Source organism: bacterium (genome assembly GCA_016716565.1).
Lineage (GTDB): Bacteria > Bacteroidota > Ignavibacteria > Ignavibacteriales > Ignavibacteriaceae > IGN2.
In genome coordinates, this window is the sequence record JADJWC010000001.1 from 168,621 (window position 1) to 193,576 (window position 24,956).

Annotated in this window: 15 protein-coding genes and 1 pseudogene; all 16 read left to right on the forward strand. The window is 37.1% G+C overall.

Going from position 1 to position 24,956, the window contains the following annotated elements; translation table 11 throughout:
* The first annotated feature begins 70 nt into the window (after window positions 1-70).
* The 16 genes and pseudogenes from IPM14_00810 to IPM14_00885 all read left to right on the forward strand — a co-directional run bounded on the left by IPM14_00810 (window position 71) and on the right by IPM14_00885 (window position 24,650).
* The gene (locus IPM14_00810; protein MBK9096662.1) at window positions 71-2,731 is read left to right on the forward strand and encodes a TonB-dependent receptor; all 2,661 of its coding nucleotides are present in this window, start codon (window positions 71-73) and stop codon (window positions 2,729-2,731) included.
* Window positions 2,732-2,733: 2 nt separating this feature from the next.
* A complete protein-coding gene (locus tag IPM14_00815; GenBank protein MBK9096663.1) occupies window positions 2,734-6,015 on the forward strand; it encodes a hypothetical protein in 3,282 nt (1,093 codons plus the stop codon).
* A gap of 14 nt (window positions 6,016-6,029) precedes the next feature.
* Entirely contained in the window at window positions 6,030-7,058 is a 1,029-nt protein-coding gene (locus tag IPM14_00820; protein ID MBK9096664.1) for a PorV/PorQ family protein, read from the forward strand.
* Window positions 7,059-7,072: 14 nt separating this feature from the next.
* Window positions 7,073-8,479 (forward strand): Tat pathway signal protein, encoded by a 1,407-nt coding sequence (locus IPM14_00825; GenBank protein ID MBK9096665.1) that lies wholly within the window; start codon window positions 7,073-7,075, stop codon window positions 8,477-8,479.
* Window positions 8,480-8,646: 167 nt separating this feature from the next.
* Window positions 8,647-10,746 carry a glycoside hydrolase family 3 C-terminal domain-containing protein gene (locus IPM14_00830; protein ID MBK9096666.1) on the forward strand — a complete coding sequence of 700 codons (2,100 nt, stop codon included), beginning with the start codon at window positions 8,647-8,649 and terminating at the stop codon, window positions 10,744-10,746.
* Between the two features lie 21 nt (window positions 10,747-10,767).
* Window positions 10,768-13,209, forward strand: coding sequence for a discoidin domain-containing protein (locus IPM14_00835; GenBank protein MBK9096667.1), 2,442 nt, complete (start codon window positions 10,768-10,770; stop codon window positions 13,207-13,209).
* 8 nt (window positions 13,210-13,217) lie between these two features.
* Window positions 13,218-13,973, forward strand: a complete 756-nt coding sequence (locus tag IPM14_00840) for a hypothetical protein (protein ID MBK9096668.1) — start codon at window positions 13,218-13,220, stop codon at window positions 13,971-13,973.
* A 23-nt stretch (window positions 13,974-13,996) separates the two neighbouring features.
* Complete coding sequence (locus tag IPM14_00845) at window positions 13,997-16,123, forward strand: beta-galactosidase (protein MBK9096669.1); 2,127 nt, start codon at window positions 13,997-13,999, stop codon at window positions 16,121-16,123.
* Window positions 16,124-16,135: 12 nt separating this feature from the next.
* A complete protein-coding gene (locus IPM14_00850) occupies window positions 16,136-18,043 on the forward strand; it encodes a T9SS type A sorting domain-containing protein (protein MBK9096670.1) in 1,908 nt (635 codons plus the stop codon).
* A gap of 8 nt (window positions 18,044-18,051) precedes the next feature.
* Window positions 18,052-19,236: an extracellular solute-binding protein gene (locus IPM14_00855; GenBank protein ID MBK9096671.1), complete on the forward strand. Its 1,185-nt coding sequence runs from the start codon at window positions 18,052-18,054 to the stop codon at window positions 19,234-19,236.
* Between the two features lie 233 nt (window positions 19,237-19,469).
* Window positions 19,470-20,372, forward strand: a complete 903-nt coding sequence (locus IPM14_00860; GenBank protein MBK9096672.1) for a sugar ABC transporter permease — start codon at window positions 19,470-19,472, stop codon at window positions 20,370-20,372.
* A gap of 4 nt (window positions 20,373-20,376) precedes the next feature.
* Complete coding sequence (locus IPM14_00865) at window positions 20,377-21,186, forward strand: carbohydrate ABC transporter permease (protein ID MBK9096673.1); 810 nt, start codon at window positions 20,377-20,379, stop codon at window positions 21,184-21,186.
* 6 nt (window positions 21,187-21,192) lie between these two features.
* Window positions 21,193-21,507, forward strand: coding sequence for a hypothetical protein (locus tag IPM14_00870; protein ID MBK9096674.1), 315 nt, complete (start codon window positions 21,193-21,195; stop codon window positions 21,505-21,507).
* Between the two features lie 23 nt (window positions 21,508-21,530).
* Window positions 21,531-22,751, forward strand: a complete 1,221-nt coding sequence (locus IPM14_00875; protein ID MBK9096675.1) for a peptidyl-prolyl cis-trans isomerase — start codon at window positions 21,531-21,533, stop codon at window positions 22,749-22,751.
* Window positions 22,752-22,765: 14 nt separating this feature from the next.
* Window positions 22,766-23,859 (forward strand): annotated as a pseudogene (gene ugpC, locus IPM14_00880) (sn-glycerol-3-phosphate ABC transporter ATP-binding protein UgpC).
* Window positions 23,860-23,906: 47 nt separating this feature from the next.
* Window positions 23,907-24,650: a prolyl oligopeptidase family serine peptidase gene (locus IPM14_00885; protein ID MBK9096676.1), complete on the forward strand. Its 744-nt coding sequence runs from the start codon at window positions 23,907-23,909 to the stop codon at window positions 24,648-24,650.
* Window positions 24,651-24,956: the final 306 nt, after the last annotated feature.

The window sequence follows — 24,956 nt, forward strand, 5'->3', positions numbered from 1 at the left end:
AAGAGGAGGATTTCCAGAACAGGCAGGAAGTTCTCCTCAATTTTTTAATTCATAAATGATGGGATGAACTATGAAGTTAACTTTACATTTTACATCAGCTTCAGTTCTAATAACCAGCATATTAATTTTTCTTTTAGCGTATATTTTCTCTGAGAATTTGTATGCACAGACTTCCGGAAAAATAAGCGGAAGAGTTTTGGATAATGAGGGAAACCCATTAGTTGGGGCGAACATTCTTCTGGAAGAAACAACGATGGGTGCCGCAACTGACTTTGATGGTTACTATGTAATAATTAATGTTCGGGCAGGAACTTACAAAGTCAGAGTAGCTTATCTGGGTTTTAAACCTCAAATTTTTGAAAACGTTCGCATATCACCTGATAAAACGACCACTCTTGATGCTACACTTACACCTGAAGTTATTGAGGGTGAAGCAGTAGTAATCGTTGCACAAAAACCTTTAGTCGAGTTTAATCAGACCAGTACTATTTCTTCAATAAATAAAGAGGAGATAAAAAGTTTACCAGTTCAGACTCTCGATGAAATTGTTAACCTGCAAGCAGGTGTTGTTGATGGCCACTTCAGAGGGGGAAGACTGGGTGAAGTTCAGTATCAGCTTGACGGTGTAACGGTAAATAATCCTTTTACAAATGCGCCGATCCAGGAAGTAGATCGCTCAATTATAGAAGAAGTCCAGGTTATAAGCGGAACTTTTGATGCAAAATACGGACAGGCAATGTCCGGTGTTGTTAATACTGTTTTAAAATCGGGTGGAGAAAAATTTAGTTTCTCTGCTGAAAGTTATCTGGGCGATTATTTTACAACTGACACCGAAAGGTATCCACATAATGATTCTTATGATCCGCTTACAATACAATACTATCAATTATCTTTGAGCGGTCCGACCGGTCTGCCGCAGACAACATTTCTTGCGAGTGGATTAAAATATTATAACGATGGTTACTTTTTTGGTGAGAGAAGATTTAATCCAACAGATAGTGCTGATTTTGAGCAAGGAATTTTTAATCCAACAGGAGATGGTGAATTGGTCCCAATGTCAACAAATGATGAATGGGGCGGTCAATTTAAACTTAGTAACTCTTCAATTTCTTCTATGCAGTTTAACTATCAGCTGACTTACAATTATGCTGAAAGAAAATTTTATAATCATGGGTTTAGACTGAATCCGGACGGTATTCCGGAAAATTATTCAACCTCTTTATCTCACGGACTTGCATTCACTCATACTCTTTCTCCTGAACTTTTTTACCAATTGAACGCTCGTCAAAACTACTTTGACTATGAAAGCTACAGATATGAAGATCTGTTTGACCCAAGCTATCTTGAAGCGGGCGAACCAAAGAGTGATGCAAACTATGAAGATGGTGCTATAGTACAGGGTGTTGATTTGGGCAGGTATAAACAAAATACAAATTCATTAGTAACTAAAGCTGAAATTGTTTGGCAGATAGACAGATTTAATTTTTTTGAGTCGGGAATTGAGTTCCAGTATTCGGATATATTATTTGGTCCTCCGGGTTTTTTCGTTTCCACAACCGAAAATGGTGTCCAGATTCTTAAACCTGTTTATGAATTTCCGAATATGCCTGGTCTGCAATCTTACTACCCGACACAATTAGCTGCTTATCTGCAAGACAGAATTGAACTGTCGGATATCGTAATAAGAGCTGGGCTTCGTGCTGAGTATTATGATCCCAATGCTCAAATTCCATCTGATTTAAGAAATCCCGCTAACTCAATTGATGGGGCTCCACAATCTCAACTTGTTGATACAAAAATTAAAACGGTTTTCGCACCAAGATTAGGAATTAATTTTCCTATGTCAGCATCTTCATCAGTTTATTTTTCTTACGGACATTTCTACCAGATGCCAGCATTGAGTTTGCTGTACGGCAATGCAGATTATTCGATACTTAGTGATCTAGCCGCAAACAGTATTAGTTATGGTATAATGGGTAACCCTGATCTAAATCCTGAATTTACTGTTCAATATGAATTCGGATTCAAGCAGGCAATTTCAAACATTCTTGGTCTTCAATTATCATTCTTCTATAAAGATATAAGTGATCTGTTGGGAACGGAAGTTATAGAAACATATAACTCAGCAGAATATTGGAGATTTACTAATGTTGATTTCGGAAGTGTATATGGATTAACAGTTTCTCTTTTTCAGCAGAACTTTAGTAACATAAGTTCTTCATTGAATTATACCTTACAATTCGCTGAAGGAAATTCAAGCGATCCGAGAGAAACAACAAATAGAGCTGCTGCTGGTCAGGATCCTCGTCCTAAATATGTTCCTTTCAACTGGGATCAAAGACATACACTAAATCTCACGGCTATTTACTCGTTACCAGATGATTTTTCTGTAAGTGCTATTTTTAAGTTTGGAAGTGGACAACCCTATACTCCGGTTATTGGAACAGGCTTCGGTGCAGACCAAGATCCAAATTCCGGAAGAAAGGAAAGTTATTTTTTACTTGATCTAAGAGGTGAAAAGTATTTCAATCTGGATATTGTAAATCTAAGTGTCTATGTCAGGGTTTTCAATCTACTGAATGAATATTACGTAAATGGGTTTGTATTCAGTGATACCGGAAGTCCTGATTATACACTTTATCCCGAAACTGTTGCTGCTCAACTTTACGATCCTTCAAGGTTTTATGAACCAAGAAGAATTGAATTTGGTATTTCATTGAGGAGTTTATAATTATGACTAAGAATAAAAAAAATCGGAAACATTTTTATTCGTTAAATGCTGGTTTTGGGTTGTGTTTAATCATAACGCTTTTTGCATTAATCGATCTCGATATAAAAGCACAGGTAATAACTCCCGTTCCGCCTGAGTGGCGCGGTAATATTGATGCAGAAAGAATCGGCCATCACGACGCAAACCTCATCCGCACAAGATACAGAAGCTACGGAATGGTTGGAGATTATCCGGATGATCCAATTAATGTAGATCTTTCAATTTTTCATTCTGTAGAAATACCTAAAGGCTCGGGGGAAAATTATAGTGATGGAACAACACCTTTCGTGCTATCAGAAGTAATTCAGACAAATGGTAATCCCGCGTATATAATGGAAACGGGTTATCGGGAGCGTCAGGGAACCAGTCCAATTACAAATAAGACCATGCGGTTCGAACCACGTTTCGGTTATTTTGAACCAAGTAATGCAATCAATCTTGCAGAAGCACCCGCAATAAGTACAGATCCAAGAACCTGGCCTGCTCAATGGTATGATAAACTTCTCGATCCGGATGATCCAGGATGGAGCGGTTCGTGGAATGGATACTTTGGTAAAATTGCAAAAGCCGATCAGGAAAGTTTTACGGTTTATGATGATAATTTTTATGATGCGTGGAGTTTCTATCCTGACTCACGTGATGACACAAGACGGGGTTTGGGATTAAGAGTAGAACAAAGGGGATTTCAATGGTCAAATCCCCAGGCAGGATATGTTATCTTCTTTCATTATGATATCACCAATGAAGGAACTACTACTTATGATAATAATGTAATCTTTGGTTTATACATGGATTCGGGAGTCGGCGGTTCTGCAATAGGTTTAGATGGTATACCTGAATCAGATGATGATAATGCATATTACGATAAAGAGATTGGATTAAACCTGGTATATACCTGGGATAAAAATGGGAATGGAGTAAAGGGACAAACCGGTTATCTGGGTTATTCATATTTGGAAACTCCCGGTAATGCTCTGGATGCGGTTGATAACGATGAAGATGGTATTCTGAATGAGAAAAGAGACAGTGGTCCAGGTATGGAAATTATTGGGCAGGATGCTATACTGGGTTACATAAATGCTAATTACGATGTGGCTAAATTTGAAATCTATCATGGACCAGTTACAAGCAGACCGGCATATATAGCTGGCGTTTGGTGGACGGGTGATGAAGATCTTGATTGGGTTGCAGAATATTATGATACCGGCGCAGATGGAGTCTTTGGAACCAATGATACTGGTGAAAATGATGGCATGCCAACGAATGGTGAAACCAATTTTGACAAAACAGATATCGACGAATCTGATATGATTGGTTTAACAGGCTTTAAACTTAACAGGATTCGTCCCGGTGTTGGTAATCCATCTTCTGAAGTTGATCAGATTGTTTTCTTTGATGATGGTAAACAATGGCCGAAAAGATTGTGGAATATTTTTACGGATCCTGATAGTGCATTCGGTGCACCTCTAGCACTTAATTACAATATCGGTTTCTTGTTTGCTTCCGGCCCCTTTGTGCTTCCTTCTCAAAATACAGAGAGATTCAGTTTGGCTCTTGGGTTTGGTGCTAATTTGCGTGATTTAAGAGTTACTACAGCAGTCGTTCAGCAAATTTATAAAGCTAATTACCAGTTTGCTGTTCCACCGCCATTACCAACTTTATATGCGTATGCCGGAGATGGCTTTGTCCAGCTCAACTGGGATAATGCAGCAGAACGTGCCTTTGATCCTATAACTAACAATAATGACTTTGAAGGCTACAGAATTTATCGCAGCACTGATCCTGCATTTTTGGATCCGAGAGAAAATTTTCCGGGTAGTGGTGAATGGTCAATTGTTAACGGATATCCTATCGCTCAGTTTGATCTGGTAAATGAATTTTATGGTTATTCTCAAACCACAGTAAATGGTATCGCTTATTATCTTGGAGATGAAACCGGATTAACTCACTCCTTCAGAGATACCGATGTGAACAATGGACAGCGATATTTTTATGCAGTATGCTCTTATGACAGAGGGGTTGATTCAATTCAAATTTATCCTTCTGAAAATGCAATAACTGTCAGTCAGACTTTAAGAGGGGGAACAATACTTCCGAAAAATGTCGTCGAGGTTTATCCTAATGCACCGGTAGTAGGTTATACTGATGCTCAGGTGCTGAACGTAGTTCAAGCCGAGGGAGAGGGGATTGGTGATTTTAATGTCAGAGTTGTTAATACAGAAATGGTTCCGGAGAATAATCTCTTCGGCGTAACTTTCTCCAGCGACAAAGACAGTATAAGAGCTGAACACTATATGATGCGTAATGAAACCGTTGGTGATACATTGTTTTTATTTGGAGATGATCTGGAAGGTAAAGGAATTGGACCGGCTGGTAGCGGTATTCTTCCAATAATCAGCACACTAAAAACAGTTGAGATTGATTCACCGAACACACAAATGATAAGAAACAGTAATACAAATATTCCTGTCAAGATTCGGTATTCAACTGCATTCCCGATTAATTTGAGAAGAGTAGGCTATCCCGAAAATATAGATATCATTTTCAGTGATGTAGTGTTGGATACATCAATTGCCGATATAGGTGCCCCGGCGAGACCTGTAAAGTTCACGGTGCGAGCCTTAACAGATACCGGTGATATAAAACTCAGATTTGTCTTCTTCGATAAAAATGCTAGTGGTGGCGGCACGATAGATTCTCACCAGGATTATATTGAGATTCGCACTGCGACAAAAGATAATCCTACAGTCAGAAGAGCAACCTGGAAACTTGAGGTCGATACTACCGGATTTGGAACCGGTTCAATTACGCCGCCAACAGTTGGTGATAAATACGAACTAAGACTCTTTGTTCCTTTTACTTCCGCAGATAAGTTTACATTCCTTTCAAAAGCAGGATATGTCGATCCAAATCTTGCAAAGAGTCAATTCGATGAAGATCCATATGTCGTTCCGAATCCATATGTGGGTGCGGCTAGTTTTGAACCTCAGAGATACGCTGTTTCCGGTAGAGGCGAACGTAAAATTGAATTCAGAAATCTTCCTGCTGGATGCATTATAAGAATATATACAGTCACGGGTGAACTGGTTCAGACACTTTCCCACGATGGAAATATAAACAAGGGTATCGTAGAGTGGGATCTTAGAAACAGAGATAACCTTGATATAGCCCCGGGGCTTTACATCTACCATGTTGATGGTGGAAGTGTTGGTACGTTCATAGGCAAATTTGCAGTAATTAAATAAAGATGGTGGTCAAAATGAAAACAATAAAATATTACCGTCTGTCTTCAATTATCAGTTTTGTAATTTTAGTTTCAAGCACATTGCTTGCACAAAGTAAAACCGGTACAACTATCGGTCAGTTTCTTAAGATAGAGCCATCTGCCAGAATTGCGGCCATCGGAAATGCAGGAGCTTCACTCGGGGGTGAAATATCTTCGATGTTTTACAATCCTGCCAGCCTTGGAAGGATTTCGGGCACTGATGTTCAATTCACATTTAATAAATGGCTTGCAGATATTAATTATAACTATGCTGCTGCAGGAGTTAATCTGGAAGGCATTGGAACTTTTGCATTGGTTGCTACAATTCTAAACTCTGGTGAAATGGATGTTAGAACTGTTGAGCAGCCTTTGGGAACAGGAGAAAGATTTACGGTAAAGAACCTTGCCTTCGGTCTTGGGTACGGATTAATGGTAACTGACAGAGTCAGCATTGGTTTACAAGTAAACTATATTACTGAAACTATCTGGCACAGCAGTATCTCAACTTTTGGATTGAACCTTGGAGTTCAGTATCAGATCTTGGATGAAGGATTAACTGTTGGTGCGAGCTTATCAAACTTCGGCGCAGATGCTTCTTACGATGGCCGGGATCTTTATCTGAATTATGATTTCGATCCTAACAAGTACGGTGACAATGATCGCTTACCTGCTGAGCTAAGAACCAATAGTTTTGGATTACCGGTAATCTTCCGAGCGGGTATTTCCTACACTTTCACTTTCAGTGACGATTATAATTTATTAGTTGCGGCAGATGCAATGCATCCGAACGACAATTCTGAAAGTGTAAATCTCGGCGGTGAATTGAACTTGCTTAAATATGTTTCTCTAAGAGGTGGTTACAGGAATTTATTTTTAAGTGATCTTGAAGGAGGTTTAGTTTTGGGCGCGGGATTCAAGGTTGATATTGCTAATTCATATAACATTCGTTTTGATTATGCTTACGCTGATTATGGAAGATTAGCAGAAACACATCGGCTAACCCTTGGAATTGGTTTCAACTAATGATATGAAAAACTATGATTAAACTGTTTTTAACTAAATACAACATCTTTCTTTTTCTGCTTTTGTTTCTTGTGATAGGTTGTGGTCATTCGGCCGATAAGATTGTTTTATATCCAACATATCAGGCTTATAAATTATCGACTGAAGAGAAAATAATGCTGGATTCAATTCAGCAAAAAACATTTCTATTCTTTTTGAACGAAAGAAATCCTGAAAATGGATTGGTAAAAGACCGTTCAGCAAGCTGGGCTCCGGCAAGCATCGCCTCAATTGGCTTTGCTCTGCCTTCTTACGCAGTTGGTGTAGAAAGGGGCTGGATGACGAGAGACGAAGCCGCTGACGTTACTTTGACAATCCTTAGATTCTTTTTGAATTCCGTTCAAAGCTCCGATACAAATGTTACGGGTTATCAGGGCTTTTACTATCATTTTCTTAGAATGAATTCCGGAACTCGAGAATGGAACTGCGAACTTTCAACTGTTGATACCGGTCTTCTGATGATGGGGATAATTTTTTCCCGGAACTATTTCAATTTAGATAATGATGTTGAAAATGAAATTCGCGAATTAGCTTCTAAACTTATTGGAAGGCTAAACTGGGATTTCTTTCAAATGCCCGTATCGGGAAATCATCCTAATTCCATTTCAATGGGCTGGACTCCTGAACAAGGTTTGCACCATATGGGATGGGTTGGATACAACGAAGCTCTATTCCTTTACATACTTGCCGCTGGCAGCGGAATGACTAATGCTGAAACTGCTTTTGAAGAATGGTTAAAGCATTACGATTGGCGAACTCCTTATCCGGGACTTTCACACGCTGCATTTCCACCTCTATTCGGTCATCAATTTTCTTTTTGTTTCGTTGATCCCAAAGGATTGCAGGATAAATATATGATTGAAAATGGGATCGATTATTTCGAAAACTCCCGTCGTGCTACTTATGTTCAAAGGCAGTATGCAATTGACAATCCACACGATTGGGCAGGATACGATTCATTATGCTGGGGAATTTCGGCTTCAGATGGTCCAACTGAAAAATATAATTTTGACAGCAAAGAATTTCTGGGATATGCCGGAAGAGGAACAAGCGGTCCTGATTTAAATTATTTCGACGACGGAACAGTCGCTCCTTATGCGGCTATATCATCCATCTTTTTTGCTCCAGAAATCGTAATCCCGACTATAAAGTCTTTCAATGAAAAGTTTGGAAAAAATTTGTGGGGATCGTACGGTTATCTCGATGCCTTCAATCCGACACTAAATTGGTTTAATAAAGAGTATATCGGAATTGATCAGGGTCCCTTGTTATTAATGATCGAGAATTTCAGGTCGGGATTGATCTGGAAATATGTAATGAAAGATCAAATTATTTTAACAGGATTGGAGAGATTGGGATTTACAATAGCAGGGAAAAATTGACTTCTTTCCCGAAATAAATAACAATTTATTATTCTTAAGATACTGATGTGCTTTTAAAGAATATCAAACTTACTCTGGCTATTTTCTTACCGCTTATACTTCAATACAGCATTTTAATTAAGGCCCAGGAAAAAATTAATTCCCGGGTTGAAGATGTTCTTTCTAAAATGACGCTTGATGAAAAAATCGGACAGCTTGTTCAAATTGTTGGTGTTGATGAATATCGGGAAGAATTAATTCGTCAGGGCAAAGTTGGATCTCTTTTATTTGGCGATGATGGTCCGGAAGAGGTAAACAGAATTCAACGAATTGCGGTACAGGAAACACGACTCGGAATTCCACTGATTTTTGCAACGGATATTATTCATGGCTGTCAAACAATATTCCCGGTTCCTCTAGGTGAAGCCTCCAGTTGGAATCCCGAATTAGTAAAAACAGCATCAGACATTGCAGCATTTGAAGCTGCTTCGATGGGAATTCGCTGGACATTTGCCCCGATGGTCGATATTGCAAGAGACCCGAGATGGGGAAGAATAGTGGAAGGATTTGGTGAAGATCCTTATCTCGGTGGCATTTTTGCAGCTGCAAAAGTGAAAGGTTTCCAGGGCGAGAATGAACCTGATAAAACTCAGATTGCTGCTACTTCCAAACATTATGTCGCATACGGCGGGGCAGAAGGAGGAAGAGATTATAATTCAGTTGATATTTCAGAAAGAACTTTGAGGGAAGTTTACCTGCCTCCATTTCATTCAGCGGTCAAAAATAACGTTGCTTCTATTATGAGTGCTTTCAATGATTTGAATGGGGTGCCGGCTTCTGCAAATTATTTCACGCTTACTCAAATACTGCGTAATGAATGGAACTGGGAAGGAGTTGTTGTAAGCGATTGGAATTCTGTTGGTGAGTTAGTTTATCATGGTTTTGCAAAGAATAAAGAAGATGCTGCATTTCTTGGATTTAATGCTGGAGTAACTATTGATATGGTTGGAGATACAATTGATGGAAATGTTTATTCGCCAAATCTCAAAAATCTTGTCGAACGGGGAAGAATTCCAATCGAAAAAATTGATGAGGCGGTTAGATATGTTTTGCAATTGAAATTTAAACTTGGGATGTTTGAAAATCCTTATGTCGACATCGATTCCTTCGAGAAAAATGATTTGAGAAAAAGCTATAAGGACAGCGTTGCTCTTCAACTTGCAAAAGAATCAATTGTGTTGTTGAAGAATGAATATCAGATTCTTCCATTGAATAAAAATATTAAATCAATTGCTTTGATTGGACCACTCGCAAGTAACCAGGAAGATTTATTGGGCAGTTGGGCAGCATTTGGTGAGAAAGACAATGTAGTTACTGTTCTTCAGGGATTAAAAAATTATTTGGGTGACGATACGGAAATCAATTTTGCAGAAGGGTGTGAAATAAACGATGATGATACATCCGGATATGAAGAAGCCGTTGAGATAGCTGAAGTTTCCGATGCAGTAATCATTGTCGTTGGTGAAAATCGTGAAATGAGCGGTGAGGCTGCAAGTAAAACAAATCTTGATCTTCCGGGGGTTCAGGAAGAATTAATTAAAAAAATTCATGCAACCGGAAAACCCATTGTTATTGTTTTAATGAACGGAAGACCTTTAACAATCAACTGGATTTCAGAAAATATTCCTGCAATTGTTGAAGCCTGGTTTTTGGGTGACCAGACAGGTAATGCAATTGCTGAAGTTTTGTTTGGGGATTACAATCCATCCGGTAAATTGCCTGTAACTTTCCCCAGAAGCGTGGGACAGATTCCTATCTATTATTATCAAAAAATTACCGGGCGGCCAATTGAGGAGGAAGATAAGTTTACATCAAAGTATATTGATTCACCAAATACTCCTCTTTATCCCTTCGGTTTTGGTTTGAGTTATACGGACTTTAGTTACAAAAACATTAGTGTCGATAAAACAAAAATTAATAAAACCGATTCTTTTACTGTTTCAGTCGAATTATCGAACACAGGGAAATATGAGGGTGAGGAAGTTGCGCAGCTTTATATCCAGGATGAAGTTGCAGGTGTTACAAGACCTGTTAAACAGTTAAAAGGATTTCAAAAGATAAATTTAAAACCTGGAGAAACCAGAAAAATGAGTTTTACAATTTCTCCTGATATGCTATCATTTCTTAATAAAGATTTACGGCAGGTTATAGAGCCCGGTAAATTTAATGTTATGATAGGCGGTAACTCCGTGGATTTAATTACAACTTCTTTTGAAGTTGTTGAGTAAAAAGATATTTAGGATATAAATATGAAAAGAAAAATATTTTATAAATCATTGTTGCTCGCAATGTGTTACTTGGCAATCTTATGTGCCCAATCAACAACACTCGACGATTTTGAACCAGTTGTTGGTTGGAATGATTTCAAAGCTGATGCAGTTAATATTAATATTTCACAAGATGATGGCTTGTATGGCAAATGTATTAGATTCAGTTATGATTTTACCAAGGGAACGGGTTATGGTGGAATTCAGAAACTGTTTGCACTTGATCTTCCTGATAATTTTGAATTTACTTTTTACCTGAAAGCGGAATCCCCGTCAAACAATTTTGAAATAAAATTTCTCGACAGCACCGGTCAGAATGTTTGGTGGGTAAACAACCGCAATTACGACTTCCCGAAAGACTGGAAAAAAATAAAAATCAAGAAAAGACATATTCAATTTGCGTGGGGACCAACGAATGATCAATCATTAAAAAGAATTGACAGAATTGAATTTACAATCGCTTCAGTTGTTGGAGGAAAAGGAACTATCTGGATTGATGAATTAAAGTTTGAGCCACGACCTCTTGAAACTGAATCATATCCAAAGCCAATAGTCTTCAGCACTTCTTCGACAATTCAAAATCCAATATCTAATTGCTTCGACAATAATCCTGAAACTTTTTGGCAAAGTTTACCGGAGAAAGTTCAACATGTGAAAATCGATTTTCAGAATGTAAGAGAATTTGGTGGCTTATATATTCAATGGCACCACAAAGTATGGGCAACTTCGTTTGAAATTTTAATATCGGAAAATAACAGTGATTGGGAGAAAGTATATTCAGTATCAAATAATGAAAGTGAGAAGAGTTTTATAAGACTTCCTGATTCAGAAACCAGATATATTAAAATAAATTTGATAAAACGAAATGAAGCTCAATATGGTATTAATGAAATTAAAATATTAAGTGTCAATAAAACAAAGTCATTAAACGATTTTATAGTCTATGCGTCAAAAAATTCATTGATTGGGGACTTTCCTAGATATTTTTCTGAACAAGCATCATATTGGACTGTAGTTGGCCTAAACAGCGATGTCAAAGAAGCGTTAATTAATGAAGATGGAATGGTAGAGATTGAGAGGGGTGGTTTTTCCATAGAGCCAATGCTCTACAATGGTATTCAATTATTAAACTGGAGCAATACTTTAAAATCACAATCTCTAGAGAATAATTACTTGCCAATTCCAAATGTAAAATGGGAGTCAGTTGGTAATGTTAGTTTGGATGTTAGAGCTTTTGCCAACGGTCAGGCTAATGAAGGTTCAGTTCTTTACTTAAAATATTCTATAAATAATATGTCCGAAAAAAAGATTAAATCTAATAAGTTATACCTTTTGGTTCGTCCTTTCCAGGTTAATCCGTACTATCAGTTTCTAAATCTTGAAGGTGGAGTTGGAAGAATAAATTCCATCAAAGAGCAGGATGGAAAAATTTATGTTAATCATGACAAAGTAATTTTCCCTGTCACAAAATACAATTCATTTGGTGCTTCTGCATTTGATGAATATAATATAGTATCTTCCCTGTGGGAAGGGAAAATACCTACGAACATATCTGTTGTCGATCCAACACACCTGCCTACTGGTCAGACCGGCCTTGCGAGCGGTATTCTGAAATATGATTTCAATTTAGAGCCAGGAGAAGAAAAAGTTGTTTATCTGGCAGTTCCTTTTTATGGGGAGGAAACTCTTCCGCAAAATTTAAACGGCAGTCTCATTGAACAAAATCTTGTGGAGACAAAAGACTTTTGGGAAGAAAAATTAAACCACATCAAATTCAATCTCCCTGAATCTGCTGATAAAATAATTCATGCCTGGAAATCCAATATTGCCTATATATTAATTAATAGAGATAAGGCTGGGATTCAGCCTGGCTCACGTTCGTATGAAAGAAGCTGGATAAGAGATGGTTCATTAACTTCATCTGCATTGTTAAAATCAGGAATTGTGGAAGAAGTAAAAGAGTTTATTGATTGGTATGCAGCACATCAGTACGAAAACGGGAAGGTCCCATGCGTGGTTGATTCCAGAGGTCCCGATCCTGTACCTGAACACGACAGTCACGGACAGATGATTTATCTTATTAAAGAATATTTCAACTTTACTAAAGACACAACTTTCCTTCGTTCAAAAAATGAAAATGTTTTGAAAGCTGTTGAATATATCGAATCCCTAATCGCTGAACGATCGACCGATCACTTTAAAAACGGGAATGACAGCGTTCGTGCGTATTATGGATTGGTCACAGAATCGATAAGTCACGAAGGTTACTCAGCAAAACCAATGCATTCATACTGGGATAATTTCTTTACTATGAAAGGTTTGAAAGACGCCGCACAGATTCAATTGATCCTCGGTGAGAAAGAATACTATGAAAGAATAAAAAAAGTCAGGATACTTTTCGGGATAATTTATACAACTCACTAAATCTTGCAATGAAAGTTAGAGGTATTGATTATATCCCCGGTTGTGTAGAGCTTGGTGATTTCGATGCAACTTCAACAACAATTGCATTAACTCCTTGCAACGAATTGAGCAATCTGCCCAAACCGCAAGTGTTTAATACTTTCGAAAAATATTATGAGTTCTTTAAGAACAGAAGAGATGGAAAAATTAACTGGATTAACTACACCCCATATGAGAATCGTTTAATTGGTTCTTTTATATATCTGGATGAACCGGAACGAGCACACGAGCTGATAAAATTTTTCTTAAATGATCAACGACCACAGGGATGGAACCATTGGGCAGAAGTTGTTTGGAAAGATTACCGTGCCCCTAAATTTATCGGCGATATGCCGCATACCTGGTGCGGATCAGATTTTATAAATGCAGTTCGCTCTATGTTTGTTTATGAATCCGCCGAAGGCGGAGAGTATGATTCTTCTTTAGTTCTTGCTGCCGCTCTTTACCAGGATTGGATTGATTCGCCGAATGGAATGTCCGTTGAAAATCTTCCCACCTATTATGGCGCAGTTTCCTATTCAATAAAGAAGGAAGAAAACCAGTATCAATTTTCAATTTATGGCGATATTGATATTCCGGCTGGTGGAATAAAAATTAAAAATTTCAATGGGTCAAGTCTTCCTGAAAAAGTTCTTGTTAATGGAAAAGAGATTAAAGAATTTTCTGAGAAAGAAATACTCATAAATGAATTTCCTGCAGACGTATATATTTACTATTCAAAATAGATGAAAGGCTTTATAAGAATTAAATGAGCTTCGCAGCTTCAAAGAATTTTTTTAAGAAAGATGGCAAACCATATTTTTTAATATCCGGTGAGATACATTACTTTCGACTTGATCCGAGGTTGTGGGAGAAGCATTTGCGGTTGTTAAAACAATCCGGTGCAAATACAACATCGACATATATTCCGTGGGATTGGCATGAGTACGAAGAGGGTAAATTTGATTTTACAGGTGAAACTAACCCGGCACGAAACCTAATAAAATATATTCGGCTTTGCACTAAGGTAGGATTAGATTTAATTGTTAAGCCCGGTCCATATATTCTTGCTGAATATGAACATGAAGGATTGCCCGGCTGGTTATTAAAACGAATAAGCAAAAATACTTTTGCGCTGGATGAATTTGGGGAAATAATCTCCCCGAATCTTGTTTCTTACATGACGAATGAATTTCTTGATTACACTTTTCGCTGGTATGATAAAGTAATGCCGATAATAGCTGATTACGAGGCTTCCAATAATGGTCCGATTATAATGATGCAGGTTTGCAATGAGATTGGAGTTTTCCAGTGGCTGTCAGGAAAGATTGATTACAATCCGGTTGTCATTAAACTTTATAAAAAATTTCTACAAGAAAAATATAAATCCATCGAAGCTTTAAATTCAGTTTACGGAACAAATTATACTTCATTTGAAAGTATAGCTGCCCCTGTTGGAAGAATTGAAAACAAGCAGGATTACTGTGCTTATTATGATTTCCATCTTTTTTACCGACACTACTTTGCTTTGTATCTGGATGTGCTAATAAAAAAAATCAGAAGTTATGATATTACTATCCAGCTTAGCCACAATATACCCGGATGGATTTATGGTAATGCTGCCGAACTCCCAATGCTCATAAGCACCTATGAAGAGATTATGAGAACACGAACCGATGTTGTATTCGGACTTGACCATATTCCTGAATATGTTTCATATCGCAATGCTCACTCAGATCTTGCCTGCAACAAAATTCTGGAAGCAATGCAAGCTTGTGGTCCTGTCTGGGCAGCAGAGTTTCAGGCTGGCACACGGGAACATCAGGTTAAATGTGATTCAAATGATATGGAAACATTCTATTTGGCCTCTCTTGCACACGGATTAAAAGGTTTTAACTACTACATGTTCTCGCAAGGAATAAATCCCAAGGGAAAGGGTTTTAATGGCAAAACTTTTTATTATCAGACACCTCTTGATCCAAAAGCTACAAAGTCACTGTTATATGATTCAATAAAAAAAGTTGATGATTTCATTACTCGGGAAAAAGTAGAGCTATTAATCAGTAAGGCAAAATCTGAAATTTGTGTTGGATTATATAAACCATATTTCTATACAGAGTTGACCACTTCGCAGCTTCTCAAAGAAAAAAGACTTGATGTTAGCACGCTTGGTCTTTCCCTTGATCCTCGCTTTGTTCGTGAAGAAATATTTTTTAATGGATTACTTCGGGCTTTACAGACATTAAATTTTAATTATGATATCAACGATTTAGAAAATACAACTGTCGAAAATCTGTTAAAGTATAAACAGCTCTGGCTTGTCACAACGGAATTTATGGATGGCAAAACTCAATTGTTGCTTGCAGATTATGTGAAAGCTGGCGGCCATCTGATTTTGTATCCGGCAATTCCGGTGCTTGATTTATATCTTAATACCTGTCAGGTTTTAAAAGAAGAACTTAGAATTGATTTTAAAAAATCCGCCTGTCCTAATAAGGTTAATGCTTTGGATATCGAAGATATTTATACTGTGTTTCAGGAGAAACAGATTTTTATTGGAGTTAATAACTCTGAAATCGTTTCCGCGACAAAGAGCGGTGAGGTTTGCGGAATCAGAAAAAAAATTAGCAAAGGGAAAGCAACAATTTTTGGTTTTACCTTTGGATATACAACCGATGAACATCTTCAACTAATTGAAAAATTAGTTTCGATGGGTGGAATTAAAAGACAAGTGAAGGTTTCTGACCCGGATATACAGTTTGTAATTCGCAAATGTAAAAAGTATTCCTATTTATTTTTATTGAACTTTCACAACCAGAAAAAAACATTTATTGTAAATAACAAAAAGTATACATTAAATCCGTTTTCCTATAAGATTATTAAGAAAAAATTGTAGAAAGAACTGGCCATGGTTACGAAAAAAATATTTTTTGCAGTTTTAATAACTCTATTTGTTGGCAGTGTTCCAGCTGAAGCAGCTGAGTTAATTTCTGTTGTACTTGATTCGATTCCACCTGCTACTCCGCAAAATATTGTTGGAGGCGGTTACGAAAAGCACATTGATATTGATTGGTTTAACAACTTTGAATCAGATTTAGCAGGATATAAAGTTTATAGGAAAGTTGGCGGACAATTTGTGTTTTATACAAATGTTCCGGAAGAGAAAACATATCTTTCACTGAATATCGGAACAACAGGCGTTACCAACACATTTAAAGTAAGTGCTTATGATGATTCGGGTAATGAATCACCGTTAAGCGACAGTGTTGAAGTTACAACTCACGATATGACAGATGAGGAATTTCTGGATATGGTTCAACGAACCACATTCAGATATTTCTGGGATTATGCACATCCTGTATCGGGGTTAATTAGAGAAAGATTGGGTTCGGGAGAGATAGTTACTGTTGGTGGATCCGGATTTGGAGTAATGGCTTTGCTTGTTGGAATAGAAAGAAATTACATAAGCAGGGAACAAGGCGTTCAGCGAATGTTGACTATACTTAATTTTCTCAATACTCAGGCTGACAGATTCCACGGCGCTTTTCCTCACTGGATGAATGGGACAACCGGAGCTGTTATTCCTTTCAGTCAATATGATGATGGGGGTGATCTTGTTGAAACATCCTTTATGATTCAAGGACTTCTTGCTGCAAGACAATATTTCGATCAGTCAACTTCTGAGGAAATAGAAATAAGAAATTTAATAACTCAAATCTGGGAAACAGTTGAATGGGATTGGTACCGCCGATCATCATTTAGTAATTATCTTTACTGGCACTGGTCACCCAACTACGGCTGGCAAATGAATTTTAAACTTGTTGGATATAATGAAACTATGATAACCTATCTGCTGGCGATTGCTTCGCCAACTTATAGTGTACCTGCAAGCCTCTATTACGATGGATGGGCAAGTTCAACAAGTTATTTTATCAATCAAACTTATTATACATATAAACTCTGGGTTGGTGATCCTTACGGTGGACCTCTTTTCTTCGCTCATTATTCTTTCCTTGGATTTGATTCAAGATTTATTAAAGATGATTATTGTAATTACTTTTTAAATAACAGACATCATACATTAATTAACAGAGCTTATTGTATTGCTAATCCCCTCGGTCATACTGGATATGGACCTGATACGTGGGGCTTAACAGCTTCCGACGAGCCCTCGGGGTATTCTGCTCACGAACCTTATGTAAATGATAATGGAACTATCGCACCGACTGCCGCTTTATCTTCAATGCCATATACACCAACAGAATCTATTTCTGCATTGAAGAATTTTTACAGAACATATTATGGAAATCTTTGGGGTGAATATGGATTTAAAGACGCATTTAATCTTGACGTAAACTGGTTTGCAAGCAGTTATATCTCAATTGATCAGGGTCCGATTATAGTAATGATAGAAAATCACAGAAGTAATCTGTTGTGGAATAAATTTATGGCGAACTCTGAAATTCCAGCAATGCTTGATTCGATTGGTTTTGTTCCTGATTCAACCGTAGGAATTAACGATGAGGAAAAACCTATTGAAGATTTTCTAATATTCGGTAATTACCCCAATCCATTCAATCCTTCCACAACAATTGTCTTTGCTTTGCCTAAAACAGAAAAGGTTGTGATTAATATTTATAACGTTCTTGGTGAAGAAATAATAAAATTAGCAGACAGAGAATTTGCTGCCGGAAAAAATGAAATAACCTGGAATGGATTAGATCAGAATGGAAATGCTGCCGATTCAGGAATTTATTTTTATACGATAAATTTCAAGGATCGAATTGAAACAGGGAAAATGGTTTTAACGAAATAGTTTCCTTAATGAAATCATATAAGCCTTTAATATTTATACTTTTTCTATTTGCCTCCTGCTCAGAAAATACTGAGAAAAGCACACTAATAACTTTCTGGGCAATGGGCTCTGAGGCGGAATACGTTACAAAACTTGTTCCCGAATTTGAAAGAAGAAATCCTGACATAAAAGTAAAGGTGCAGGCAGTTCCGTGGAATGCAGCTCAGGAAAAACTTATCACTGCTTTTGCCAGTGATAATACGCCCGATGCCTGCCAGCTTGGCAACACCTGGATTCCGCAGTTCTCTTCTCTCAATGCCATAATAAGCCTTGATGATTTTATTGATCAATCTGAAGTCATAAAAAAAGATAAATATTTCTCCGGAATCTGGGATACGAACGTTCTTGATTCTGTTGTTTACGGAATCCCATGGTATATTGACACAAGATTAATGTTTTATCGAACCGATATATTTGAAAGGGCTGGTTATAAGCAGCCGCCAAAAAGCTGGGATGAGTTGTACGACCTATGCAAGAAAATTAAGTCTCTGTTCCCGGGACAGGATAAGTATGCTATTTACCTTCCTACAAATGAGTGGGTTCCGTTCATTGTTTTCGGTTTGCAAAATGGTTCTCCTCTTCTTAAAGATAGAAACACAAGGGGCAACTTTAGCTCAAAAGATTACAAAGAAGCTTTTAATTACCTGATTAATTTTCATAAAGAGAGGTTAGCCCCGATTGGAATATCTCAGGTGACAAATGTTTATCAGGCACTCAGGGATGAATACTTCTCAATTTACATATCCGGACCGTGGAATATAAATGAATATAAAAAGTGGATGACAGGTGATCTTGCCGATAAATGGTCAACGGCTCCATTGCCTTCAAAAACCGGAGATAAATATCCCGGCGTTTCGGTTGCAGGCGGTTCAAGTCTCGTCATATTCAGAAATTCAAAGCACAAGACAGAAGTCTGGAAATTCATTGAATATCTTTCTGAGAAAAAAACACAGATAGAGTTTTATAAACTACTTTACAATCTTCCAGCGGTTAAAGAAGCCTGGGAAGATTCTTCAATTGCAAATAATATTTATATGAAAGCTTTTTATGAACAGTTTAATAATGTTGTTGCTACTCGAAGGTCCCGGAGTGGGAACAGATTGCTTTCTCAAAGGTTCAGCAGTACGCTGAGCTTGCGGCTCGTGGTGCGATGAGTGTCGACGAGGCTTTGGCAAATCTTGATAAAGATGTGGATAAAATACTTGAAAAAAGAAGATGGCTGATAGATAGTCAAAAGTGAAAAGTCAAAGGTCAAGCGTCAAAATGATAAATTGTTGTATCGCTAATATGCCATATTATCCAACAGAGTCGAGACCTCGTCAAGAGCGGGTCAAATCGCAAAAAACAGCAAAGCAATAAAACAATTTAACAATAGACAAAACAGATAATGTCTAAAAAAGTAAAACAGAAACAATTCAATGTTAGTGCAACTGTGGCTTACTTTTTTATTGCCCCCGCATTGATAGCAATTTTTATTTTCTTTTTCATCCCAGTAATAGCAGCGTTTATAATAAGCTTTACTGATTTTGATATTTATGCGCTGGGAGATATAAATACAGTCAGGTTTGTGGGTCTAAAAAATTATATAAGACTCTTTGAAGATCCATTATTCTGGTTATCATTGAAGAATACATCCTATTATGTTCTCCTGGCAACTCCTCTTTCAATTGCTGTGTCTCTGGGTGCGGCTTTGTTATTAAGCTCAAAACTGCTGAAGTATAAAGGAATATTCAGGCTTAGTTATTTTATTCCTTACATTACAACTCTCGTGGCGGTTGCAATAGTATGGCGATTCATTTATCACCCAAAATTTGGAATACTAAATTACTTTCTTGGTTTAGTCGGAATAAATCCGATTGATTGGCTTGGTGATCCAAACTGGGCTATGCCTGCAATAGTTCTAATGTCTGTCTGGAAAAGTTTCGGATATAATATGATAATCTTCATTGCTGGCTTACAGAATATCCCCGAAGATCTTTATGAGGCTGCTTCAATTGAAGGTGCGAGTGAGTGGCAGAAATTTAAATCAATCACGCTTCCTATGCTGGCCCCTACTACTTTGTTTATAAGTATAATTACTATCGTTGGATACTTCCAGCTTTTTGCGGAACCATATATAATGACACAGGGAGGACCATTGAATTCAACTTTAAGCATTGTGCAGTATATGTACCAAGAAGGATTCCGTTGGTGGAATATGGGTTATTCAGCTTCCATCGCATTCGTTCTTTTCTTTATAATTTTAATTGTTACTCTGATTCAATTTAAAGTGCAAAAAAGTTCTGATTAACATTATGAAAAAAATACTTTTATATGCTTTTCTCACTATTACATCGATAGCAACATTAATTCCGTTCGTATGGATGCTAAGTGCCTCTTTTATGACTGATGGCGCTGCAAGTGTTTTTCCACCAAAATTCTTTCCTGACGAGGTTGTTCTTCATCAGTATCAAACACTTTTTACAAGATTAAACATTGCTAAGAATTTCTTCAACAGTATTTTTCTTTCACTTGTGGTTACAACAATATCTCTATTCTTTAATTCGATGGCTGGCTATGCATTTGCAAAGTACAGATTTAAAGGAAAAGATAAATTATTCGGTCTTCTTTTAGTTAATATGATTGTTCCAAGCCAGATAACCATGCTGCCACTATTTCTTATGTTAAAATCGGTTGGTTTGATTAATACCTACTTAGCAATAATAGTAACGGGTCTCGCGAACATCTTCGGAATATTTTTAATTCGTCAACACTGCTTGTCCATTCCCGATAGTCTTATTGAAGCTGCAAGAATGGATGGCGCAACTGACTTCCAGATCTATAGAAAAATAATTTTACCGCTTGCGGTCCCAATATTAGTAACACTTGGTTTATTTACCTTCCTCGGAACATGGAACGATTTCTTGTGGCCATTAATCGCGCTTACTGATGAATCAATGTACACTCTACCGGTAGCTCTTTCCAATTTAATGCTTGAGCATACACGCGATCCTGAATTGATGATGGCTGGATCTGTTCTTACAATTATACCTGTGATAATTGTTTTTCTAACGCTTCAAAGATATTATATCAAAGGAATTATGATGGGAGGCGTGAAGGAATAACTCAAAATGAAAAATTATAAATTAAAAATTTATCCAAATGCATTCGCCTTTTTATTCACAGCGTTGATTGTTTTAGCAGATATTAGCTATACTCAGCAAGAAACTGCTGTTGTTGCCGAAGTTGGATCAATAAAAATAACAGTAGAGGAATTCAAAGATCGTTATGAGTTTATGCTTCATTTGAATTATTCAACGGATAATATTGATACCGTTAAAAAGGAATTTCTATATTCACTGATAGCTGAAAAACTCTGGTCGCTTGAGGGGGAGCAAAAAGATTTGATACTCTCGAATCTGTTAAATCTTCGCTTGAATCTCTGAGAAGATTATTAATCAAAGATGAATTGTATAAAACAGAAGTCGAGCCAAAAATCAAAATAAGCGATAAAGAATTCAATATAGGCATGCAGCAAGTTACTCTTGAACTATTTGTGAACATAATATCAACAGAAGATTCGGCAGAAATATTCAATATTTCTGATCAATTAATTAAAGGTGCTGATTTTGATTCTGTTCTTTCCCCAAGAAGAGAGAAAAGTCTGCAGCAAACACCGTTGAGAATTGTATTTGGCTCATTGGACGATCAAGCTGTAGAAGACCTTCTCTTTGGAATGAAACCGGGGAGTATCTCTCTTCCAATTAAATCCGGTGATGGCTGGTTTATCTTTAAGCTTGTCAGCCAGAATCACAATCCTGCTATAAATCTTTCCAATGAGCATGGAAGAAATATTGTAACAAAAACACTGCGGGATAGAAAAATGAAGCAAGTGGGCGGGGCTTATCTCGATAGTTTAATCGGGGGAAAAAGTATAGAGGCCGAAGGAAAAGTTTTTTTGAAAATATTCAACGCGCTTTACTCTGTTATTAAAAAAGAATATCCACATAATCTTAGTGATTCTTTATTCAAAGTTGTTCTTTCGGAAAAATATATTATTCAGACAATCAATTTGATAAATCCTTCAGATATAAATTCCACATTTATAAAATTTGAAGATGGAACTGCTTCCTCAAAGGATTTTCTTTACTACTTGTATTATCAAAAAATCGAACTTGACAATCTTTCTTCAGAACATTTAAAGAAAACCCTAAGTGCTTCGGTGAAGCAATTTATTGAAGATGAAATGTTGGTTAGGGAGGGAATTAAAAGAGGATTGTCGGATAATCGGGATGTAACGAATGGAGTTTCAATGTGGAGAGATCATTATATGTCAAAATTAATGATGGAATCGTTTTACGATTCTGCAAAGGTAATTGATGATGAAATAAATAATTATTTAGACTCGAATAACAACGATACAATCTCAGCAGAACAAAAAAGTGTTTTCCAAACTCAGCTTGAATTAAACAAACTCCAGAATATTTTAACTCAAAAGACTATTGAGTATGCTAAAAAATATTCTTTGCAGATTTACGATCAGGTAATTGATAATCTTGAATTATCTGAATTGAACACATTTACTTACAAGTTAATTGGTTTTGGCGGAAGGATAGCAGCATTTCCTATCACTGTTCCAATGTATGAATGGTATTACTTAATGCAGAATGAAAAATCTTCTTTACCCTAAAGGAGCAAATAATTATGGCTACTGTATTACTCAAGAATACAACAAAAGTTTATGAGGGCGGAAACGTCGCAGTTAAAAATGTAAACGTTGAAATAAATGATAAAGAATTTGTTGTGCTTGTGGGTCCTTCGGGTTGCGGGAAATCAACCGCACTAAGGATGATTGCGGGTTTAGAAGAAATAACATCCGGTGAAATTTTATTGATGGAAAGATTGTAAATAAAGTTCCGCCAAAAGACCGCGACATTGCAATGGTATTTCAGAACTATGCTCTTTATCCTCATATGTCTGTATTTGAAAATATTGCATTTGGATTAAAGCTAAGGAAGTATGATAACAACGAAATAAAAAAACGTGTCGAAGAAGCTGCTGAGATTTTAAATTTACAGGACTACCTTCAGCGAAAACCAAGACAACTATCCGGAGGACAGAGGCAGAGGGTGGCGGTAGGAAGAGCTATTGTGAGGAAACCTAAAGTCTTTCTATTTGATGAACCACTCAGTAATCTAGATGCAAAACTTCGAGTGCAGATGCGTACAGAAATTTCTAAGCTGCATAAAAATCTTGGTGCTACGATGATTTACGTGACTCACGATCAAACTGAAGCTATGACAATGGGGGATAAAATTGTGATACTAAAGGATGGGGAGGTCCAGCAAATAGGCGCCCCGCTGGAATTATATGGGAATCCGACGAACAAATTTGTGGCGGGATTCATTGGCAGTCCTGCCATGAATTTTCTGAATGGAAAGATTTTACAACAAGACCAGCTGTATTTTTTCGTTGATAATCTCAACATGAAAATATCGCTTGATGATTCATATAAAAATAGATTGCTGAAGTATGCCGATAAAGAAGTAACCCTCGGAGTAAGACCGGAAGATATTATGATCACTAGCGAAAAATCTGGCGTGGAGAATATCCCGATACGATTAGAGGTCGTAGAACCGATGGGAAATGAAACGTTGTTGTATTTTACACTACAGAACACCCAGATGATCGCAAGGGGAAATCCAAATCAGCACTTTATGGTTGGCAGAATTTATTTATTAGCTATTAATAGAAATAAAATTCTTTTTTTTAATAAAGAGAACGAAGCTTCTATTTAACTTATAACATTAACATTGGCACATTTCAAAATCATTCCGGGTAAGATATGAAAATTCTATTAACAATTCTGATATTTGTTTTAGCTTTCTACTTTCTGACAGATACTATACACTCGCAAAACATTACCGGGAAAAATGTTCCCCAGCAATTTCATAAAGAGGTTTTAGAAACACACGAAGTAAATTACCTTTTATATTTACCAGATGGTTATGATGATGCTTCAAAGCCATGGCCATTAGTTTTATTTCTTCACGGCGCTGGGGAAAGGGGATCTGATTTAGAAATAATAAAAAGAAATGGTCCTCCAAAATTAGTTGATGATGGCAGGGAATTCCCCTTCGTTCTTGTTTCACCGCAATGCCCCGAAAGAACTACATGGGATAATAAATTGCTCATACATTTTCTTGATGAAATAGAAGCAAAATATAATATTGACAAGAACAGAGAGTATTTAACCGGATTGAGTATGGGAGGACATGCAACCTGGTCGCTTGCAATTCAGAATCCCGGAAGGTTTGCGGCAATAATTCCAGTTTGTGCCCGCGGATATTCTCAGGATGTTTATGTTTTAAAAGATCTGCCGGTTTGGGCTTTTCATGGTGAAAGGGATGATATTGTTCCAATCACTGATGGGCAAAAAATGGTTGATGCATTAAAAAATGCCGGGGGAAGAGTAAAGTTTACTATTTATCCTGAAGCTAACCATGATGCCTGGACAGAGACTTACAACAACCCTGAAATTTATGATTGGTTGCTAAATCATTCACTTGAGAAAAGGAAGAAAGACTAGCGGAGAATTATGGTGAAGTTGCTCTAGAATTGCCATCAATGTATACATCATCCTTTGATAAAAATCCATATCCGGTCACCTTAAATTTTTTTCATTTAAAAGCTAATAATAACTGAGGTAGTGTTTGAATTCGAAGTTGAGCGCAGTTGGCGTCAAACTAGATCAATTTAGGCGAAATTTCCCGAATCATTGTTACCATTTAAAATTAAAAGTGCGAAATATATTTCAATTCCGCACCTTTCGTGCATCCTGCGGGATTCGAACCCGCGACCTGCTGATTAAGAGGCATCTACCCATCGCTGTAAC